The sequence below is a fragment of the Dyadobacter sp. CY347 genome, assembly GCF_021502655.1.
In the GTDB taxonomy this organism is placed as follows: domain Bacteria; phylum Bacteroidota; class Bacteroidia; order Cytophagales; family Spirosomataceae; genus Dyadobacter.
Window position 1 is genome coordinate 1 of the sequence record NZ_JAKFFT010000011.1, and the last position, 21,626, is coordinate 21,626.

Here is a 21,626-nt window from a genome sequence, read left to right on the forward strand (position 1 = left end):
AACGGACCGATGTTAAAAAAGTGGAGACCCTCAAAAAGAAAGGTAAATGGAATATTACAAAATCGACTCGTTTACAAAATGGTGTAAATCTTAATTAAATCTGTAAGGTAAAATCAGCGTAATGCAAATGTATCTGAATTTATAATGGGCATTGACTCGATTAGGATTTAGTATTCCGGTATAAGATGCAGGATTAAACCTTACACTCAATTCTAAACGCCATTGGATTTGCATTATGATTTGCTATCCGACTGATATTGAGTTTAAAACAGATGATTTCAGACGATAAGGAAATGTCCGGACATTTTGATTTATTGAAGCAAAAGCGAGATTGTGTTCGAACAATCTCGCTTTCGATAATGTATTACGCAATGTCGCAGATCTGCACGCATTGTTTTAGCGAAGCCAGCGGTTCGCGTTTCGGAATAAATTCCTGGGCGACGAAACCTTTGAAGCCGGTGTCCACAATGGCTTTCATGATGGCCGGGTAATATAGTTCTTGTCCTTCGTCAATCTCATTTCTGCCAGGAACTCCGCCAGTGTGATAATGTCCTATGTATTTGTGATATTTTTTGATCGTTGCAATGACGTCACCTTCCATGATGGACATGTGATATATGTCATAAAGCAACTTAAAGTTTTCAGAACCAACCATTTCGCATAATCCGGCTCCCCAGGATGTGTGATCGCACATGTAATCCTTGTGGTTGACCTTGCTGTTCAGCAATTCCATGATCATAGTAACGCCGTGCTTTTCGGCTGATGGCATTAATCTTCTCAACCCGATCGCGCAGTTGCGCATGCCGTCGATATCCGACATGCCGCGCCGGTTACCTGAAAAGCAAATGACTGTGGAGTATCCGGCTTCCTTTAATTTAGGAAACAAATCTTCATAGCTTTTTACGAGTTCGTCGTGTAATTCAAGATCATTGAAACCTTTTTCAATTCCCATCCCGGCGCCATTAGGCAAGGCGCAAGTCAGGCCATATTTTTTGAGCGTCGGCCAATCCTCCGGTCCGAGAAGTTCGATGGACGTAATCCCCATTTCCTTACATTCCTTTGCGAAAGTATCCAGCGGGATTTTTCCATAACACCATTTACAAACGGAATGCTTAATCTTTCCATTCAATTTTGAACCCAGGACTCTTTCATTCGCAGCAAAAACTTCGGATAGCGAAAGCACGCCGGTGCCTGCGGCTAAACTTTTTAATACAGATCGTCTTGTGGACATATAAATAAGTATTTTTAAAATGAATATCAGGCGATGTCACAAATGGTTACACCCTGTTTCAAAGAAGCAATGTCATCTTTGCGGCTTGGTATAAACTCCTGACCCACAAAGCCTTTGTAACCCGTTTCTACGATTGCCTTCATAATCGTCGGGTAATATAATTCCTGTGTCTCGTCAATTTCGTTGCGTCCAGGCACGCCGCCCGTGTGGTAATGCGCAATGTATTTATGGTATTTTTTGATTGTCGCAATTACGTCACCTTCCTGAATTTGCATGTGGTAAATGTCGTAAAGAAGCTTGAATTTTTCAGAACCTACCATGTCGCAAAGGGCTGCCCCCCACTCCGTCCGGTCGCACTGGTAATCCCTGTGGTTCACTTTGCTATTAAGCAATTCCATGACCAACGTAACATTATGCTTTTCCGCCGTCGGAATCAATTTTTTGAGCCCGATTGCACAGTTGCGCAGTCCGTCTGCGTCGGACATGCCGCGGCGGTTTCCGGAAAAACAAATGATTTTATCGTAACCTGCCTCCCGGACTTTTGGGATCACGTCTTCAAAACCTTTGATCAATTCTTCGTGGTTGGCGGGATCATTGAACCCTTTTTCGATATTTCTGGTAAGACCTTCGCCCCAGGGCAATGCACAAGTCAGGCCGTGCTTTTTAATGATTGGCCATTCGGCAGGCCCCAAAAGCTCAATGGATGTGATGCCGATTTTCTTACAATCCTGCGCGAATGTTTCCAGCGGGATCTTTCCGTAACACCATTTACAAACCGAGTGATTGATCTTACCATTCAGTTTCGGGCCGAGGGCTTTTTCCGATGCGGCGAATGCTTCCGCCAATGACACCGGCAAAGTCATCAATCCCGCGCTGGCGGCAATATTTTTTAAAACAGAACGTCTTTCGATACGTTTCATTTGCATTCAGAAAATTGTGGAACTGTATAAAAAAAGTAGTGGCGCAGGGATTCCCTGCACCACTATATTAAGCTTAATAAAACATAATCTACTCAAAAAACCGATGATCTATTTCCCGCTTTTCGGAGCGGAAGCTTCGCTATAAATCGGGTTGTTTTTGTTACCGCCTGACATCAGGTAAGCAACCAGATCTCTCAGTTCATTCGGATTCAGACCATTGATAAGGCCTGGAAGCATCACAGAAACGGTTGACATTTTTGTTGAACCGACTTCTTTTTTGCTGAGTTTCCGGATCGTTTTCGAGTCAAACGGATTTTGAGCGATGTAATAAAAGTTTGCATCTTCATTGATCTGACGACCTACGATAGACTCGCCATTTTTCATCGTATATGCAATCGATCCGAATTGGTCAGAAATCGTTTTATTAGGATCAATGATGGATTCCAGCATGTCTTTGGCTGAAAAACGTGTTCCCAATTGTGTCAAATCTGGGCCTACGTCATTGCCTTCGCCTTGAATGACGTGACAACGGTTGCAAAGCACAGCAGAGAAAATCATTTTTCCTTTCTCAAAATCCCTGTTAGCAAGGCTGTCCTGAACAAGCGTAACCGCTTCATCCAATTTCCATCCGCGTCCAGGTCCTTTTGGCGAATACATTTTTACCAGGTCGTTACCGGTTCCGGTAAGAAGTTCAGCACCAGATAGTTTGTTATAGTAAGCAACCTTATCCTTCGGAACGTTCTTCAAAGCCAGCTGGCGCGCTTTATCAATAAATCCAATGTAGCTGCGGCCGCCCTGATAACTGAATGCTTTGTGAAACCATTTGAAATATTGCTCGCTTAATGCAGGGGTCCAGCCCGTTTTCGCGCTGCTTAGCATAATGGCATAGAATGACTGTTGCTGAGGTGGCATCTTTTCCAAAAGACCAGCCAAATCAAGACCATATTGTGGGTTTCTTAAAATAAGGTCAGCAGAAGCCGTGACCATTTCGTTGTCTTTGTCATCAAATTTTTCATTCTTCGCAATCAGCGCAAGCGTTTTTTCAACCACTTTCGGTGCTTCCAGCGTGATGAGAATTTTGCTTAAAAACCGGTTTTGCAAAGCGCTCGGCGACGGATATTTTGGATTCAAGTAAGCGATTATTGCTTGCTTGGTTTCAGCATCCGGTTGGCCTGTGCGATAAATAGTCAACTCAACAGCACGCAGAAGTGCTTGTTTTTGTAGATCATTCAGCTTCGCATAATCGATTTTTGTTAAACCTTTCAGAATAGGCCCTCCTACTTTGGTAGAATCTCCTTCCCGCGCTAATGCAATGGACGCATAGATCAATGTCTGCGGATCTTTTTCAGCATATACTTTGCTTTCCCATTCTGCAACAGGCTGATGCTCAATAGCTAAGCGAGCTGCGAAGCGTAGGAAACGATCCGGGCTTTTCAGATATGGCCAGGCAGTTTCTACTGCTTTCGGATCTTTAACCGCATGGAATTTTTCAAGATCTGTACGTTGTTTGTGTTCTGTTGTCAGTACGGGCTTTACAGTGTTTGCGCCGGCAGGAATGTTCTTGTAATCCCCATAATACACGCGGTAAAGATCCGATTCCAGACGGCGGCCGCCTGTCAGGAAATACAATGCACCGTCGGGACCAATCGCTCCGTCAGTCAGAGGAAGTGGTGCGCCGGAAAGGAATTCTTCGTGATCTGCTGAGTAAGTAGAGCCGTTAGGTTTCAAATGCAACCCGTGAACGATACCAAAACTCCAGTCAAATGCAAGCAGCGTATTTTTGTATTTCGCAGGAAATCTTGCGTCGCTCAGGTAAATCAAGTTCGTAGGCGATCCCTGGCCAATGTTCATAATGGGCGAAAGGAAATCGGCAAATGCAGGAGACGTGTTAGCCGAGCCGGTCCTCCATCCATAATCACCACCGCTGGTTGCATGACAAACACGGGTCGGGCGATACCAAGGCGTACCGAAATCCCATTCCATGTCCGAGTCATAAATGAAAAGGTCACCCGCTTCGTTGAATGCAATATCGTACGAGTTACGGTAACCGGCACTTACCAGCTCCCAAGATTTTCCATCGGGATCCGTCTTCGCGATCCAGCCGCCTGGCGCATGTCTGTCCGCTGCGTGTCCGCGAGGGTCTTTGATGAATGGAAATAAATTATCGTTTTTCCAGTTCGGCATCAGACGGTAGCTGTCCATTTTCGGAAGATCGGTGAAATTACCAGCAACTACATAAAGCGATTTTTTGTCCGGCGAAAGCACAATGCTGTGCGGCCCGTGCTCGCCTTCGCCCTGCAATGGTTTGATCAATGTGATTTTGTCATACTGATCATTACCGTCTGTATCCTGCAACCGGTAAAAACCGCTGCCTTTCGGGAATTTGGTACTTTCGCGGTTATTGATCATGACATAAAGACTATTAAACGCATAAAGCAAACCATGCGCATAACCCATCGCTACCTTCGCAGTATCGCCTTCCACTTTCAACGCTTCTACGGTTGGTTTCTCCGTAGAGCCGATTGGAGGCAGCACAAGACGGAACAAACCGCCATACTGATCAGATGTGATCATCCGTCCTTTGTCATCAAATGTCATTGAAACCCACGAGCCATTTTTTTCCTCGGAAGGACTATATAAATGTTCTGCCTTGAAGCCTTCGGGCAGCTTGATTTTGTCCACCTTGGAACCAGGCGGACGGTGTTTGGCAGTTCGGTTACTGAGCATAACCCCGCAGAAAACGCCCACTGCAAGCAGCACGGCGAATGTCATAGGAAGTTTAGACCATTGTTTTTTAGTGTACATTTTACAGCTAAGAGTTAAGTAAATATGAAAAAAGCATTCGTTCAGGGTGAAATTGGAATGTAACGATCTTAATTAAAGCAAATTAAAACTTTAAATAATCTGGTAGATACAATATTAAGAGGAAACGGCATTTTGACTATCCTGTTCTGTCGGGAAAAGTCAATGAGTCAGTCTTAAACTAAAATGAGTGAATGACTGAAACATTGAATCCATATTCAACATTCACTCATTCACTCATTCAGTCATTGACTCATTCACTCATTCCAAATTCTTTCTAAAAATGCGGCGTCAAAGCTGCTTCTACTGCTGGCAAGCCGTAGTAGTCGTCCAGAACGGTGAATGCGTTTGGTGGAGGAACGGCTCCTTTTGGGAAGTAGTAAGCTTGTGGATTGGCTTTTACTTTTGCCCCGTAAGCGCCTATGATTTCCTTTACGCGACCGGTGCGGGTCAGGTCAAACCACCGTTTGTTTTCGAATGCAAGCTCAACACGTCTTTCCTTGAAAATCGCTTCGCGCATGGTTGCTTGTGCCGTTGCTGCTGATGCCGCAAGACCAGCACGCGTGCGAACCTGGTTCAGGTAAGTGGCGGCTTCGGCTGGTTTTCCTAATTCGTTAAGCGTTTCTGCCATGAAGAGCAGCACTTCCGAGTAACGGTAAACCGGCCAGTTCTGACCTGTGTTGTTGTGCAGTGAATGCGGCTTTGCGTATTTTTTGATATAAGGGTAAACCTTATTTTCCGCTAGACTTCCGCTCAATGTTACATAACCGATGGAAATGTCTTTCCGCTTGTCTCCTGTTTCATAAGCCGCAATCAGATCTGGCGTTGGAATGTTGTTACTTTCCTGAGATGTGGCTTGCGGATTAGAAGTGCCGGTCAGCGGTGCAATCTCCGTAGCCGAAATGGGCGAAGGAATAAAACGGTAGATCTGGTTACCATTATACCCAGCCGATCCTTCCATATACTGGATCTCGAACACAGATTCTGCATTATTCTTGTTGGCAGTTGTGGTGGAGAACGCGTTGGTATAGTCCGGCATCAGAGAATAGCCATCGTTTGTGATCACATCTTTCAACACCGGTTCCGCCAAAGCCCATTTTTTCTGGGTAATGTAAAGGTTAGCGAGCAGTGTTTTCGCGGCACCTGAAGTAGCACGGCCTGCTTCCTGTTTTGCTTTGTTTAACAGCAGCGTACCCGCTTCTTTCGCATCCTTTTCAATCTGTGCGTAAAGCTCTTCGGTGCTGGCTAGTGGCGATGCAGCATCTTCACGTCCGATTACGGGAACAAGGTGAAGAGGCACTTTTCCGAAAAGACGAACGAGATCAAAGTAAGCGAATGCTCTCAGGAACAGCGCCTGACCTTTAAGATTGTTCTTTGGGATTTCGGCAAAATCCACACCGTCAATCAGCGCGAGAATCTGGTTTGCTCTTGCAATGATCTGATAGTTCAGACGATACTGAACCAATACATTATCGTTCGCAGTAACTCCCGCTGCTGTCGGAACTGCGAAGTCTGCAACGTTTTCCGTCGCATCTACCGCACCATAGAGGGTATTTCTTGCATAATATGTATTATCCGAGTGCATTTCTTCCAACACCCAGGCCCGTTCGTTGTACATCTGGCGGAATGGAACATAGGCAGCGTTGACAGCCTGCTGAAAATCTGATTCCGTTTTAAAAAATATTCCGTAACTGAGCGCCGTTTCCGGGATAACTGTTAAGAATTCTTCGCGGCATCCTGCTAATGCAAATGTGAGGAGCCAGGTCGCTATATATCGTTTTTTCATCTTCTGATAATTAATAATGAATTAAATGTTGGCTGGCTTAGAAGTTCATATTCACACCCAATGTCCATGTACGTGGCACAGGATAGTTGGAGAAATCTACACCTTGGCTAAGGTTACCACCATTACCGTTACCATCACCTTGTGCACTGGTTTCAGGGTTAGGTCCGCCCCAGTATTTCGTGAAAACATACACCTGCTGGATTGAACCGTAAACGCGGGCATTCTTGAAGAACTTATTCACTTTACCAATGTTGTAGCCGATTGTAATGTTCTTGATTGTGAAATAAGAAGCATCTGCTACGAAGTGCGAACTGTTCCAGTCACGCTCAATACCCGTGAAATTCCCGCCATTGTTAGTTGCACCATACATTCCGTTGCCCTCGCTAATCACCGTAGTAGCAACACCGATTCCATCAACTGTTGTGTTTTTAACGCGGAAACGGTCTTTCACGCCAGCAACCATATTGAACACGCCGTCGAGGTTGGCCGTGCTGTAAAGGTGACGCACCCAAAGTTCGTTACCAAAAGAGCCGGATCCTGCAATAGAGAAATCCCAGTTTCCGTATTTCAGGTCGTTAACCATTCCGTAAGTGAATTTCGGGAATGGATTACCAATAATGGTACGGTCATCGGCATCGCCACCGTATGTAATGGTTCCATCACCATTCACATCTTTTAATTTAATAGTTCCAATGGCCGAGCGTCCCGGAATGATCGGTGAGTTAGCCAAATCTTCGGCGCTCGTGTAAAATCCTTCCTTCACCATTCCATAGAACTGACCGAATGGCTGACCAACCTGCGTAATGTGGAAGGATCCGTAAACACGGTCAATGCCTGGTGCAAGTTCCACCACCTTATTTCTGTTAAAAGAAATGTTTGCGTTGGTTGTCCATTTTAATTTTCCGTCAAGATTTCTTGTTGTTACAGAGAATTCATGACCCCATAATTTGATCGCCCCGATGTTGTCATTGTAGAACGAGAAACCGGCTTCCTGAGGAACCTGTACTGCATAAAGTAAATTGGTGGTCCGCTTGGTATAGTAGTCATAAATAAACTGGATTCGGTCATTGAATAAGCCTAAATCAAGTCCGATGTCAAATTGTTTAGTCGTTTCCCAACCTAAGTTTCTGTTCGCCAAGGATGTTACAACAGCACCTGTGGCTACATTATTTCCGAAAACGGCATTGGTTGTGTTGTTGACAAGCGCATATTGTGTGTAATTACCAATGTTGTTGTTACCAATCACACCAAAACTACCACGAACCTTCGCGAAAGAAACCTGACTCACGTTTTTAAGGAATTCTTCGTCTGAAATCACCCAACCCGCAGAAGCAGATGGGAATGTTCCCCAAAGGTTGTCAGATCCAAACCTGGACGAACCATCCGCACGTACAGCCGCAGTGAAAAGATATTTTCCTTTGTAGTTATAAGAAAGACGGGATAAATAAGAGGTCAATGCCCACTCGTTTGCACCTGTCTGTGTTCCGCCGCGGTTGATGTTAATTGCTCCCTGGACTGTTGGGAGCCTGTCATCTGTGTAAGTATCCGCTGTTATGCTGGTAAAATCCTGACGATAGCGTTGTTGGGTAAATCCTGCCAGTAATTCGAAATTATGATCTCCAAAGCTGCGGTTATAAACAGCTGTATTTTCATTAAGCCAGCCCACATTTTCTAAACTTTGACGCGTAGAAACCGCTGTCGTCGGAATCGCAACGTTGATGTTACTGGTTGCCGTCGAGGGATTGAAGAAGAAAAATCTGTTATTCTCGTATTCGATGTTCAATGTAGTTCTCAGCTTGAGACCTTTGATCGGGCTAAAAACGAGGTAAGTGTTACCAAGTAATTTAGTGTTCTTGTTCTCATTGGTCAGTTCTTCTGCAGCGCGAACCCAGTTAGGATACTGGAAAATGTTACCTGTTCCTTCGGGGAAAGTGTTAACCTTGGTCAGTTCGCCGTTTGCGTCGCGAATCGGCATTACCGGCCAGGTGTGCAATGCATTGAACAGGATTCCGGTTCCCCGGTCACCATCTGTTCTGGGCGTATTATCGAAGATGTACTGCGGCGCAATGTTAAAACCGATCTGAATTTTGTCCGAAACATCGTATTCAGAGTTCATCCGAAGTGAATATCGCTTGTAGTCATTATTTACAACCACACCTTTTTGATTGAATATCCCGGCAACGACTGAGGTTTTTAGCTTATCCTTGTTGGACGTGATCGTAAGGTTGTAACTCTGGATTGGTGCATTTCGCAAAACCGCATCATACCAGTCATTATTCTGGTTTGCGTACTGTTCAGGCTTTTGGAACGCCTCCGGAACTGCTTTGTTCTCATCTTCGAAAAGCTCTTTTTTGAATTGGGCGAACTCTTGGGCGGTCAACATTTCAACACGTCCTTTTTTCGGCACATTCTGGATTCCGTAATAAGCCGTAAACCCTACATTAGTTTCGCCTGGCTTGCCGCGTTTCGTCGTAATAAGCACAACGCCGTTCGCTGCACGTGAACCGTAAAGTGACGTTGAGGCTGCATCTTTCAATACAGAAATATCTTCGATCTCATCCGGGTTCAATGCACCAATGTTACCCGTGATCGGGAAACCATCAATGACATATAGCGGATCGCTACCTGCTGACACAGACACCTGGCCACGAACACGAACAGACATTCCCTGACCTGGCTTTCCTGTGGTTTGATTAATCTGCACACCTGCAAGGCGTCCTTGTAATTTTTGGGTGACCTGGGAAACGGGCACGTCTTTAATGTCTGACGCGCTTACAGTCTGAACTGCTCCTGTAATTTCTCTTTTTAACTGGCTGCCATATCCTACCACAACCACCTCGGTCAATGCTTTGGAGTCTGTTGCCAGCGTTACATCAATATTTGAACCCGAACCAATGGCAACTTCCTGCGACAAGAAGCCTACCGAAGAAAAGATCAGCGTTCCGCCTGCATCCGGGACACTAATGGTGTAGGTTCCTTCCGCGTCGGTAACGGTACCGGTCGTAGAGCCTTTTAAAACAATGCTAACGCCTGGCACTTTTTCGCCGGCTTCGTCACTAACCTTACCTTTGATGGTTTTGTCAACGGAAATGGTCTTGTTTTTGAATACAGGGTCAGGCGTAAAAAGCGGAGTTGCAACAGCCGAAATTCCGCAAGCCGTACCAATGAGCACTTGACTCAGAGAAAGCTTGATCAGGGAATTCAACCGTGCACAATAAGATGATTGTCGAGATTGATTCATAAATTGTTGTTTTAGGATTTAGTGATTAGCATGGGCTGGACCGCTTAGTTATTTTTTACGGCGTGGAAATTCGTTCATGTTTTCATATGAATAAGGGTTAGGTGAAAATAGCTTGTTAAGGGTTCAGGAATTGGTATTGCGGGTTGAAAAGAACCAGGTTTTTGTATTTGTATAGGACAAAAATTAATTCTTATAGTAATATTATTGCAATACTAGAATGATTGATACACCGGACTATCCTGCTCTGTCTGGTTTTGATTAATATTTAATTAGCGGGACTTTTTTGGATATAACCCATAAAAAAATCGCCGGGCAGATTCCGCCCGGCGATTATGATTCAGTTTAACTATTATGACAATAACTCCATCACTGCTTTTCCTTTGCCGTCGGGTGTGGTGTAAAATGGCCGTTTTTCAACTTCATATTGGGTGTCTTCCGCAATGCCCAGGGCATGGTAAATGGTCTGGTGAACACCGTCGATCTTGATCGGGTTTTCAATGGTTTTGCATGGCCGTTCATCTGCCGTCTTTCCATACACGAAGCCTTTTTTGATCCCGCCACCGAACATTAACATGGAGCCGCCGTCTGTAAAATGGCGGTGCATTCCGTAGAATTTCAAATCAGAAAGAATGTCGGGCTGCTGCACTTGTTCCAACACTTTGGCATCCGGCTTACCTTCCACCATCATGTCCCGGCTGAATTCGCTGGCAAGCACCACCATTGTGCGGTCGAGCAGGCCCTGCTTGTCGAGGTCTTTTATCAACTGGGCAATGGGCCCGTCGATTTGCTTTTTCATTTCCTGTAATCTCGTGTGGCCGTTCTCATGCGTATCCCAGCCTTTAAATGGTTCATATTCAGTTGTTACGCTGATGAACCTTGCGCCTTGTTCGGTAAGGCGGCGGGCAAGCAGGCAGCCGAGGCCAAATTTACCGGTGTTGTAAATGTTGTAGCTTTCTTTTGGTTCGGTACTGAGGTCAAATGCCTTGGATTCAGGTGAATTCAGCAATGCGTACGCCTGCTCCATAGACCGTTTCAAGGATTCGCGCTGGTAATCGCTGCCGAATTCCCCTAGCGGGCTGTTGTTGATGAGCTCATTGTAAAGCTGGTTTCGGCGTTCAAACCGTTTTGCATCCATACCCACCGGCGGCCGCACGCTTTCGAGGCCCTGGCTCGGATCCGGGATAAAGAATGGCCCGAACTCATTGCCCAGAAATCCTGCCGTGTGAAATGCCTTTAACTCTTCCGCTTCGCCAACTGTAAACCGCTGGCCAATGTCCACAAACGCCGGGATAACCGGATTTTTCGGACCCAGTTCTTTGGCTATCCATGAGCCCATATGCGGGGCTGCAACAGTCTGCGGCGGCTCATAGCAGGTGTGCCAATGATACTGATGCCTGGAATGTAAAATGTGCCCCATATCAGCCGCCACGTAAGAGCGGATCAATGTGCCCTTGTCCATCACTTTTCCAATAGACTGTAATCCGTCGGAAAAATGAATGCCGTCCAAAATGGTTGGAACAGATTTGAAAGTGCTGAGCACCCGGTTGCCTTCCATGTCCTTTTCAAACGGCGTGTAAAGCTTTGGATCAAAGGTTTCGGTATGCGCCATGCCGCCAGCCATCCACAATAAAATGACGGTGTCGGCCGTGGAATCTGACCCGGATTTGCCTTTGCAAGATGAAAGAATGTTTGATACAGGTGCTCCCGCAGCCAGCGCGGCCATCGTCGCGGCGCTTGCTCTTTGCAAAAATTTCCTCCTATTCCATTGAATGTTCATCCTTTTAAATATTTTAATGCGTTCAATATTTATGTCTTATATTATTTACATTTAAAACCTATAATACTTTTTATAATAAAATAATGTATAAAAAGTTTTAAATGTTACTATCATATGTGACTTTTTGTGAGTATTAAATGACAGGTTCTTATTATAAATACATATCATTCTACACTTAATATATTAATTGAAATTCCGGAACGAGCGCTATCGCCCAAACCAGGTCCTGAATGCTCTCTTCATTCGGTGCCGGTCCCAGGATCCGTTTCGCTGCCGCAAGCTCTTTTTGGAGCGGTGTCCTGCCCAATGCATTCTGGTAAAGAGCAGTGACGAGCGAATCCGAAGTTGGATATTTCTCCTTCCAGATCTTGGAACCTTGTTTCAATGTGCTTGTGAATTTGTTGCCGTTTGTCAGTTCCAGCGCTTGCAATAAATTGGCTTGCGAGGTGCGCGAAGTGCTCACCGTTTCCCGGTTAGGGCGACCGAGTGAAGTCTGGAACGGGTCGTTTTTCACGAAAGCCGCGCGGGCAAATGGCAGGCGTGACTTGATGTCTTTTGGAAGGAGTTTATACACGATCGCCGAATCCGCATACATCGGATTGAATGCTGTGCTGATGGCGTCGGAGAATTGCTCGGCGGTAAGCCTTCTTCGTACCATGCCCGTAAACTTGTAATCATTGGCCATAATGTCAGCCGCCTCTTTCACCGATGAGGAAGGCAGCTGATATGTTCTGGATGTAACAATGGTGTAGATCAATTTTTTCATATCATAACCATTGGCAACAAAATCCGAGGAGAGCCAGTCGAGCAGGTCTTCGCTCCATGGCATGTTGTCCATCATGTCCACGGGTTCCACAATGCCGCGGCCCAGCAGCTGCGCCCAGATGCGGTTCACAGCCGTGCGGTAAAGCCGGCCGTCTTTGGGTTGCACCAGGAAGTCCGCCAATTCGCGGAGCTTCTTCTCTGTGCTTGCATTCACGCTGATCTCGCCGAGCTCAGGGAAAAGGATTTTTGTCCCGGCAATTTTTCCGGTGGGTTTATCGCAACGGTTAATTTCGAGCAATGTGTCTGCGAAGATGTTCGCGAATGCGTACGAGTCGGCTAGTTTCCAGTCGCTGATAAAGCTGTCGTGACAAGATGCGCATTTTAGGTTAAGCCCCAGGAAAATCTGGGACACATTCTGCGCAGCCTGCATTTCGGTGCGCTGACTGGAATTGATCGTCCCACGCCATTTGATCCCCTTAACAAAACCTTCCGAACCTTTAACAGGGCTGATCAATTCTTTTACGAACCAATTGTATGGCTTGTTCACCTGCAAGGACGAGTAAAGCCATTTGGTAATGTCGAACCTGCCGCCCGTAATGTATCCTGTTCCCGAATAATCATTCCGCAGGGCATCATTCCAAAACGACATCCAATGCTGTGCATAGTCATCCGAACGGTTCAGCAGTTCTTTGGCCAGCTGTTCTCTTTTGTCGGGCCGTTCGTCTGCTACGAATGCTTCCACTTTCTCGGGTGGCGGCAATAAGCCGATAATGTCCAGATAAATCCTGCGGATGTAAATGCGGTCATTCACGGCCGGTTTCCAGGCAATTTTATTTTTTTGAAAATATGCATTAACCAAACGGTCCACAGGAAGCACAATGTCGCCGCTGGCAGCCGGAAGCTCAGGCATCCGCGGTTCCAGTGCGGCAACGCGATAGATGCTTTTCTGCTTGCCATCAGGCCATAATGCACCTTTTTCCACCCAATATTTAAGCACTTTAATTTCCCTTTCAGTAAGTCGCTTGCCTTTTGTAGGCATTGCTTCCTTATCGCCTTTTGGCAATGAGATACGGCGGATGATTTCGCTTTTGTCCGGATGGTCAGGCACGACTACAACGCCATTTTCACCGCCTTTCATGATCGCTTCTTTGCTATCAAGCCGCAGGTCACCTTTTGATTTGGCTTCACCGTGGCAGCTGTAACAGTTGTGCGCCAGGATTGTCCGCACTTCCACATTCAGATCTTGAACCTGCTGCGGGTTAAGCGCGCCATTGTTGGTAAAGACAAAATCCGCAGGGTCTTCATTGGATTGCTCCTGCTCGGGTTCCACAGTCGATGGCATGACACTGGTAAGGTAATCGTCACCGTGGGTGATCATAGCGCCGTAATGGCCTGCGAGAGAAACGCCAAAAACGGTCACAAATAACAGTGAGCGATAAATGTTCCGGTTGGCATTGCGTAGTGAAATGGTTGCGAGGACGGCCAGCCCCAGGGTTATAAAACCAGCCCACCGGTGAATTTCAAATGTCTGACCTTCGGATTGTTCCGCGTCCGACAGTAACAAGCCGAATGTGACGGATAATGCAGCACTTGCAACGCCAATCCACGTCATAATGTTCACAGCATCACGCAGGCGGGCGGATTTGCGTTTCCAGTCTATTAATTCAAGAATAAGGGCAACAAACAGTAATCCGATGGGAAAATGGACCATCATGGGATGCAATCGTCCCAGAAATTGCCAAAGCCAGAAAGTTTCGGTTGCTTCAAGTAACACCATGTAGAAGATTAGTGGTTTTAGGAATTGTTGCGGGCATTAACCTGCAATGTGATACAATACTAGGAAAAATCGGTGTCCCGACTATCCTGTTCTGTCTTGCTTAAATTATTTAATTACCGTGACTTTTTAGAAGGTTTCCAATAATTGATTGGGCAGAAGCTTATTTTATAACGAAATAGTTACGATTTTCCTTGTAAAATTAATAAGGAGAAGCAACTGTTAACCAGCGCTTCTCCTTACTCAATGATCCTATGCTATCCAAGTGTAAACATTCAGCACACCTTAGTATCCCGGATTCTGGGTCAGCTTTGCATTGATGAGAATCTGAGGCGCGGGAATCGGCAGCAGATATTCATTTTCTGTAAAAACATAATCCGTAGAATTGAAAGGAACATTACCCCTGTCAACGGTTGGTTTTGCCCGTTCCGCAGCTCCATGCGCATTCATGAATGCAGCCCATTCGCCTGGGGTTTTGGTCCTTTTCAGATCAAACCAGCGGTGGTTTTCGAACGCAAGCTCAACCCTTCTTTCTTTTAGCACCGCAGTTCGGAAATCTGCCTTGCTGGTGGCTTTTGTTGCAGCCAGTCCCGCGCGCTTCCTTACCTGGTTCAGATAATCTGCTGCTTCCGCTGTGGGGCCGGTTTGCTCGTTGATAGACTCTGCAAGCATTAACAACACATCCGAATAGCGCAGCACAGGCCAGTTTGTATTGGTCCGCTGCACAATTGTGTGCGGATAATTGTATTTGCTTACATAAGGGACCGGATACACTTTGCCATCGAGCGTGAAACTCGTTTTGAGCGAAATATCCTTTCTTACGTCACCCGTTTCATAAGCTGCGATCATGTCATTGGTTGGCGAATTCCTGCCGCCGTTTCCACCAGCGGGAAAACCTGTAACCGCACCTTTGGAAACCCTTGGGGCAAATACATACTGAAAGCTGCTTTGCTCGCCAAGATCGTTATCTCCCTGATATTGTATCTCAAAGATTGATTCGGGGCCGTTTTTCTTGGCCGGTGCGGGATCGAAGTTATCCGCATAGTTCGCATTCAATGCATAACCTAGCTTGGTTACTTCTTTAAGCGTGGTAACGGCATCCGCATACTTTTTGGTTGTCAGATATGTTTTACCAAGAAGCGATAAGGCTGCACCCTTTGTTGCCCGGCCTTTGTCGCCCGCTGATGCATATTTTTCGGGAAGCAAAGCAATTGCTTCTTTCAGGTCCTTTTCAACTTGCGCCCAAACTTCCGTCTGAGGCGATCTTACCAAGTCAAATGTTGGCTCAGGGACCGCAAATGTACTGGTCACGATCACCACATCACCGAAATATTGGACCAGATTGAAATACAAATAGGCCCTCAGGAATTTTAACTGACCTTCGATCTCCTTTTTAGGAACATCTGCGATTTCCGCATCAACGATTTTTTCCAACGTCAGGTTGGCGCCATACAAAGCCGCGTAGTAACTGTTCCAAATCGTCGCGATCTCGCCGTTACCCGAATTGACCGTTGAAAATTCAAATGCTTCCCAGCCGCCCGCACCGCCCCGGTCAGAGGGGTTCAGGTCAATGGTGGTGTTATCCGTTTGAAATTCACCCGCCAGATATGCCGAGTTGGTTATTGATTGCACCTGGCCGTAAACACCATTCAATGCTTGCCTGGCCTGCGCTTCATTTTTATAAAACAGATCGACATTTACTTTCGTCGGATCGGTCTGGTTAAGGAAATCCTCGCCGCAGGAGGTCATGAGCAGCGGCAGAACGACTAAACCTATTGCTGTAATTTTTTTCATTTTCATCAGATTTAGAAGTTGACTTTTAGGCCCGCAGAGAATGTTCTTGGAACAGGATATGACTCATCGTCATTATTAAGCTCTGTTCCGCCTCTTACGCCGGCGTCCGGGTTGTTGCCTGGATATTTTGTTACCAGAAGCAAATTGGCCGCATTCACGAATATCCGCGCATCAGAGAGAATGCCGTTCAACTTTGGAAGCGTGTAGCCGATGGTTACGTTTTTAATCCACATGTGCGTGCCATCATATACATAACGTTCGCTGCTCTCGCGTGACCATTTGAAATAGTCCGTTCCGCCCTGTGAATTTTTAGCGCCTGGGTTTGATCCCGGGTTTTCCGCTGATCTCCATCTGTCTTTTGCTTTTTCCAAAACATTGAAAACACCGTCCATATTCATGGTTGAGGCTTCTATGTTTCTGTAAATGTCATACTTATACGCACCCATCAGCAAAACGCTTACGTCAAACCGCTTATAATCAGCACCCACAGTCCAGGCCCAGTTGAATTTCGGGTTTGGGTTACCAATTTCGGTCATGTCTTTTGTATCGTAGGAAACAATTCCGTCGGGCCCGCCATCGGCTGCGCCGTGCAAATCTGCAAATATCATCGCACCCGGCACCGCGCCTTCCTGCAATGGTGCCGCATCGATTTCCGCCTGTGTATTGAAAATACCCAGCTTACGATAGCCAAAAATCATCCCGATCGGACGGCCCACCTGCTGAATGTTATAACCGCCGTATTGGCTTCCTTGCAAGATAAAATCGTTTTGTCCCCTGATTGCCAGCACTTTGTTACGGTTGAAAGTAATGTTGGCATTCGTTCTCAAATTGATCTGACCCACTTTAATGCGGTAAGTCGCTGCAAGTTCGATGCCTTGATTCTGCACCTTACCCAGGTTTTTCAAGGTCTGCGTAAAGCCCGAAACCGCCGGAATGTTGTATCCAAGGAGCATGTCATCCGTAATCTTTTTGTAATATTCAGCGGTGAAAACCAGCCTGTTATCAAATGTAGCGAGGTCGAATCCGATGTCCAGCTGACTGGAAGTTTCCCAGCTCAGTTCAGGGTTAGCAAACCGTGTAACCGATTTTCCGGACGCCAGCGTGTTGTTGAAAATGTAGTTGTTCACGCCGAGGAAAGACAAGCTTTCGTAATTTCCGTCGTCACCTGCATTTTGCGCAACACCAAAATTGTTGTTGGCACTGACGCGATATGTGTTATTCCCGGTCAAGCCCCAGCTCGCCCTTAATTTCAGGTCGGTTAGCCAGGATGCTTTTGGAACAAATGATTCTTCCGAGATCCGCCACCCCACCGAAGCAGCCGGGAAATTACCAAATTTATGACCCTCGCTGAACCTAGAACTGCCTTCCCGGCGGAATGTGGCAGAGAACAGGTATTTGTCTTTGAATGAATAGTTTAACCTGGCAATGTAGGCGATCATGGTCCATTTTCTTTCCATAGAATTGGAAGAACGGATTGTGGCATTGCCCAGGAATGGCGCCAGATCGTCCGGGAATGTGTTACCCGAACCGTACAAGCCCTTAACTACTTCTTGCTGAGCCGAATAACCTAATGTTGCTTCCAGGGCATGGTTTTGTCCGAGAGACGGAGAATAGGTCAACACCTGGTCAGCAGCGTAGTTTTTCAACTCTTCCGAGTCGTCCCGTTCGGTTGCGATACGCGGAGGCGCACCGTTTGTTCCTGTCTGAACCGGAAGACCGATCGTGGAAGGCACATATTCCTTATAAGTGTTGTAATTGATCTTTGCATTCAGCGACGACCGGAATTTCAGGCCTTTTGCAATGTTCAACTCAACATATCCGCTCGCAAGCACATCCGCAATATTCCGGTTCCGCTTGATATTTTTGAGCATATATAAGGGGTTAGGGAAGCCAAAAATGTCGCCGACACCATTGTAATAAGGAATCAGCTCACCCTTTTCGTCATAAGCCGGATAGCGCGGATCGCTGATCAGTGTCAACCCGACCTGCGCATTACGGCCATCTGTGCTCGACAAGCTCGACCGGGAGTAACTTCCCGCAATGTTCATTCCGATGGTGATAAATTTGTTCACGTCACCGGCCAGGTTGGTCCGTAACGATGCACGGTCATAACCTGTGTATTGCAAAGCGCCGTCTTCCTTGTAGTAACCGGCAGAAACGACCGATTTGATAGGCCCTTTTCCAGACGATAATGTTAAGTTAATGTCCTTGTAAGGCGCATTGTTATGCAAAATCAGGTCAAACCAGTTGGTAGAATATTTCGTGTCTGCGGGATTTCTGAAATCAATGGGAATGTCCGCTTCTTCGGGCTGTTTGTTATTGGCTAATACATATCGTCCGATAAAAACTTCACGCTTGAACTGCGCAAAATCCTGTCCGTTCAGCACCTTTGTTTTCCTGCTGTCGGGAACATTCTGGATGCCGTAATCCACTGATATATTCAGGTTTGTCTTTCCGTCTTTGGCTGCTTTGGTTGTGATCAAGACCACACCGTTTGAACCGCGTGCACCATAAATGGCCGTTGCGGCAGCATCTTTCAAGATGGAAATGGTCTCAATGTCGTTAGGGTTCAGGTTTTGCCCTGCCGACGTGCCAACCGGAAATCCATCGATGACATATAATGGATCGCTACCAGCACCCAACGAGCTGATACCACGCACTTTAACCTCAAATTGCTGGCCTGGCGTCCCACTTTTCTGTTTGATGATCACACCCGGCGCTTGTCCCTGCAACATCCGAGTCACATTGGATTTTGGCACTTCGCCGATATCCTCCATGCTTATCACCGACACCGCCGACGTGATGTCGCGCTTGCGCTGCGTTCCGTAACCCACCACAACCACTTCTTCCAATGCCTTGGTATCCACCAGCAATTCTACGTCCACAGCAGACTGATTTCCTACTGTAACTTCTTTTGGTACGTAACCGACGAAAGAGAAAACCAAAATATTCTCCCCTGTTTCGGGAATGCTCAGGCTATAACCACCTTCGGAATCCGTTACAGTTCCGGTGCTGGAACCTTTGAGAATTACACTTACCCCGGGCAGGCCAAGCCCTTTGTCATCGGCTACCTTTCCCTTGATGGAGCGATCGGCCTTGATGTCGAAAGCGGTTATTAGGTGATTTGGCATACTTTCCGCTACTGCAACACCGGTAAGGGCTGTGCCGATCAGGATCTGGCTTAATGCTATTTTCCCAAATAGCCGAAGACAAATGCCCAGTTTTGATTGTCGAACTTCATTCATACGCTAAGGAGTTTAAGAGTGAAAAGATGAGACGACTTGCGATACAATTGTTTTGGCGTGTTTTAAACAACAATTCCTTGGGTTTAGACATAAGTAAAAGGTTAATGGAACAAGTGGATTGAAGAGATACTCAAAGCTTCATTTATTCAATTAATGCAATAAATGATTTGAATTGTATTAAATGCAATAGTATGCGTAATTGTCAACCATACTATCCTGTTCTGTCCGGTAACCGGAAAAATTGGATCAAGGAAACATTTTATTTAACATTCCCTTTGTTAACTTTTTTCAATAGGAGCTATATCATTTCCTGATCAATTGCTAAATTTAGGGGAGGTTATGTTCCAAAATAGTGAGGTTGATGACAAGATATTTACGAGGTCTGGTGTGGTTTCTTCCACTGTTAGCTTTTCTTCCAACACAAGCAAATGCCGATCACATCGTCGGAGGGGAACTTTTGATGCGTCCGCTTGCAAATGCCAATGCTTTTGAAATTACACTGATTCAATATTGGGACAGGAATAATTTGCAGGAACCATCCCCAAATGGGAATGGGAACCGGGACGAAGCTGCTGATATTTACATTTATAGAAAGCGTGACGTTCGGTTCATGCAGCAGGTTCGGGTGCGCTATTTATCTTCTGAGACCATCCAGTATCAAAATAAAGCTTGTGCAAGTTTGCGCTCATTGAGCACAGTTATCGGAACTTATAAAGGAAGTGTAACATTGCCTAACCAGGATTATAATGATCCGGAAGGTTATTACATTGTTTGGGAAAGGTGTTGCCGTAATACGGATATCAATAACATTAAAAACCCGGGTGAGATGGGAATGGTGTTTTATCTGGAATTTCCACCCGTTACCACCCGCAATGCTTCTCCGCAGTTTTCAGCGCCAAACGGACAATATATATGCAGCAACAGGGCATTTTCTATGAATATGTCGGCGTCGGACGACGATGGAGATGAACTGCGCTATTCGCTGGTTACACCTTATCGGGGTTACACCACACCCAATATGATCAATGGAGACAACTCATCAAAATCGGGTTATCCGCCCGTGACCTGGGAGAATGGGATTTCTTTGGCCAATGTGATTCCAGGCCAGCGGCCGCTGGCCATCGATAACACCGGAAAACTTACAGTCACGGCGAACAGGCTGGGTTTATATGTCTTCTCGGTTCAGGTGGAAGAATATAGAAATGGCAGGAAAATCGGCGTAATAAGAAGAGACTTTCAGCTTTTGGTGATCGACTGCAATGATGATCAGCCGGAGCAGCCAGTGATTATGATGAATGCGGCGCCGGTTACCGAGGTCTCGTTCTGCCCTGAGCGGCCCGTCACATTGCAAACCGAGAACTCAGCCGACTGGTCATATCAATGGCAGCGCAACGGTTTGAACATTCCGGGTGCAACTGATCCTTCCATCGCGGTGAGCGATACGGGTGTTTATTCGGTTATCAAGAGCTATACACAAAAATGCTCCCGCGACACATCGTCGCTGATGGTAAATGTGTCCCTAGCTCCGCCGGTTGAAGCCATTATTTCAGCGGATAAGAATATCATTTGCGATGGGGAAGTTTCCATTTTAGTGGCCAACGGAGGAACTGTGGCCAATGGGCAGGTGCTTTCATGGAGCCGGGATAATGCGGTGCTCAATGATAAGCAGCCCACTTTGGAGGCTAAGGATTCCGGATCTTATTCCTTGCTGATCTCCAATGAGGCAACCGGCTGCACAGGTTCCGACACGGTGCTCATCAGGAAAGAGTCGATTTCTGTAACACTTCCTGCCAGAAAGGGTGTTGTTGAAGGATCTAAGGTAACGCTGCGGCCAGCAATTAATCCTGCTGAACCAAATACATATAAATATCTCTGGTCTCCGCCGGACGGACTTGTATCTGCGAATGACGTGCGAGACGCAGTTGTGGGTCCGCTAACCGATACGCGATATACCATCATTGTCGAGTCTGAAAATGGATGTAAGGCAGAAGCATCTACGGATGTCTATGTGATCTCGAAAATGCATATCCCAACATCATTTACACCGAATGATGATGGGCATAATGATCGGTTTGAGATATTTAATGCCAAAGATCAGATCCTTGAAATGCGCATTTACAACCGTTGGGGTGAGATTGTTTACGCGTCACAGGGCTATCAAGAGCCTTGGAACGGCAGATACAAAGATAACACACCAGTTCCGGCCGGGAGTTATCCATATACCATCAAAACCGCTGAAATGAGCTTGAATGGCACAATTATTTTGCTAAAATAACAAATTACTTATTGAC

10 protein-coding genes are annotated in these 21,626 nt (G+C 46.2%); 1 reads left to right on the forward strand and 9 read right to left on the reverse strand.

Going from position 1 to position 21,626, the window contains the following annotated elements:
- Window positions 1-364: 364 nt before the first annotated feature.
- The 9 genes from L0659_RS24245 to L0659_RS24285 all read right to left on the reverse strand — a co-directional run bounded on the left by L0659_RS24245 (window position 365) and on the right by L0659_RS24285 (window position 19,335).
- Window positions 365-1,231 carry a hydroxypyruvate isomerase family protein gene (locus tag L0659_RS24245; protein ID WP_235129176.1) on the reverse strand — a complete coding sequence of 289 codons (867 nt, stop codon included), beginning with the start codon at window positions 1,229-1,231 and terminating at the stop codon, window positions 365-367.
- Between the two features lie 26 nt (window positions 1,232-1,257).
- On the reverse strand, window positions 1,258-2,151 hold the full coding sequence (locus L0659_RS24250) for a hydroxypyruvate isomerase family protein (RefSeq protein ID WP_235129177.1): 894 nt from the start codon (window positions 2,149-2,151) through the stop codon (window positions 1,258-1,260).
- A gap of 108 nt (window positions 2,152-2,259) precedes the next feature.
- The gene (locus L0659_RS24255) at window positions 2,260-4,956 is read right to left on the reverse strand and encodes a c-type cytochrome (protein WP_235129178.1); all 2,697 of its coding nucleotides are present in this window, start codon (window positions 4,954-4,956) and stop codon (window positions 2,260-2,262) included.
- 274 nt (window positions 4,957-5,230) lie between these two features.
- Window positions 5,231-6,739 (reverse strand): RagB/SusD family nutrient uptake outer membrane protein, encoded by a 1,509-nt coding sequence (locus L0659_RS24260; RefSeq protein WP_235129179.1) that lies wholly within the window; start codon window positions 6,737-6,739, stop codon window positions 5,231-5,233.
- A gap of 37 nt (window positions 6,740-6,776) precedes the next feature.
- Window positions 6,777-9,980 carry a TonB-dependent receptor gene (locus L0659_RS24265; protein WP_235129181.1) on the reverse strand — a complete coding sequence of 1,068 codons (3,204 nt, stop codon included), beginning with the start codon at window positions 9,978-9,980 and terminating at the stop codon, window positions 6,777-6,779.
- A 349-nt stretch (window positions 9,981-10,329) separates the two neighbouring features.
- Window positions 10,330-11,757, reverse strand: a complete 1,428-nt coding sequence (locus L0659_RS24270; RefSeq protein WP_235129183.1) for a DUF1501 domain-containing protein — start codon at window positions 11,755-11,757, stop codon at window positions 10,330-10,332.
- Window positions 11,758-11,932: 175 nt separating this feature from the next.
- On the reverse strand, window positions 11,933-14,299 hold the full coding sequence (locus L0659_RS24275) for a DUF1549 domain-containing protein (RefSeq protein ID WP_235129185.1): 2,367 nt from the start codon (window positions 14,297-14,299) through the stop codon (window positions 11,933-11,935).
- A gap of 282 nt (window positions 14,300-14,581) precedes the next feature.
- Complete coding sequence (locus L0659_RS24280) at window positions 14,582-16,090, reverse strand: RagB/SusD family nutrient uptake outer membrane protein (RefSeq protein WP_235129186.1); 1,509 nt, start codon at window positions 16,088-16,090, stop codon at window positions 14,582-14,584.
- A gap of 11 nt (window positions 16,091-16,101) precedes the next feature.
- On the reverse strand, window positions 16,102-19,335 hold the full coding sequence (locus L0659_RS24285; RefSeq protein WP_310590716.1) for a TonB-dependent receptor: 3,234 nt from the start codon (window positions 19,333-19,335) through the stop codon (window positions 16,102-16,104).
- Window positions 19,336-19,696: 361 nt separating this feature from the next.
- Between L0659_RS24285 and L0659_RS24290 the strand changes: the two genes are divergently transcribed.
- Entirely contained in the window at window positions 19,697-21,610 is a 1,914-nt protein-coding gene (locus tag L0659_RS24290; protein WP_235129187.1) for a gliding motility-associated C-terminal domain-containing protein, read from the forward strand.
- Window positions 21,611-21,626 lie beyond the last annotated feature (16 nt).

Bases quoted from the DNA above. Each gene is read 5' to 3' on its own strand.
- L0659_RS24245 (WP_235129176.1), bottom strand. From the start codon at position 1,231: ATGTCCACAAGACGATCTGTATTAAAAAGTTTAGCCGCAGGCACCGGC.
- L0659_RS24250 (WP_235129177.1), bottom strand. From the start codon at position 2,151: ATGAAACGTATCGAAAGACGTTCTGTTTTAAAAAATATTGCCGCCAGC.
- L0659_RS24255 (WP_235129178.1), bottom strand. From the start codon at position 4,956: ATGTACACTAAAAAACAATGGTCTAAACTTCCTATGACATTCGCCGTG.
- L0659_RS24260 (WP_235129179.1), bottom strand. From the start codon at position 6,739: ATGAAAAAACGATATATAGCGACCTGGCTCCTCACATTTGCATTAGCA.
- L0659_RS24265 (WP_235129181.1), bottom strand. From the start codon at position 9,980: ATGAATCAATCTCGACAATCATCTTATTGTGCACGGTTGAATTCCCTG.
- L0659_RS24270 (WP_235129183.1), bottom strand. From the start codon at position 11,757: ATGAACATTCAATGGAATAGGAGGAAATTTTTGCAAAGAGCAAGCGCC.
- L0659_RS24275 (WP_235129185.1), bottom strand. From the start codon at position 14,299: ATGGTGTTACTTGAAGCAACCGAAACTTTCTGGCTTTGGCAATTTCTG.
- L0659_RS24280 (WP_235129186.1), bottom strand. From the start codon at position 16,090: ATGAAAAAAATTACAGCAATAGGTTTAGTCGTTCTGCCGCTGCTCATG.
- L0659_RS24285 (WP_310590716.1), bottom strand. From the start codon at position 19,335: ATGAATGAAGTTCGACAATCAAAACTGGGCATTTGTCTTCGGCTATTT.
- L0659_RS24290 (WP_235129187.1), top strand. From the start codon at position 19,697: ATGACAAGATATTTACGAGGTCTGGTGTGGTTTCTTCCACTGTTAGCT.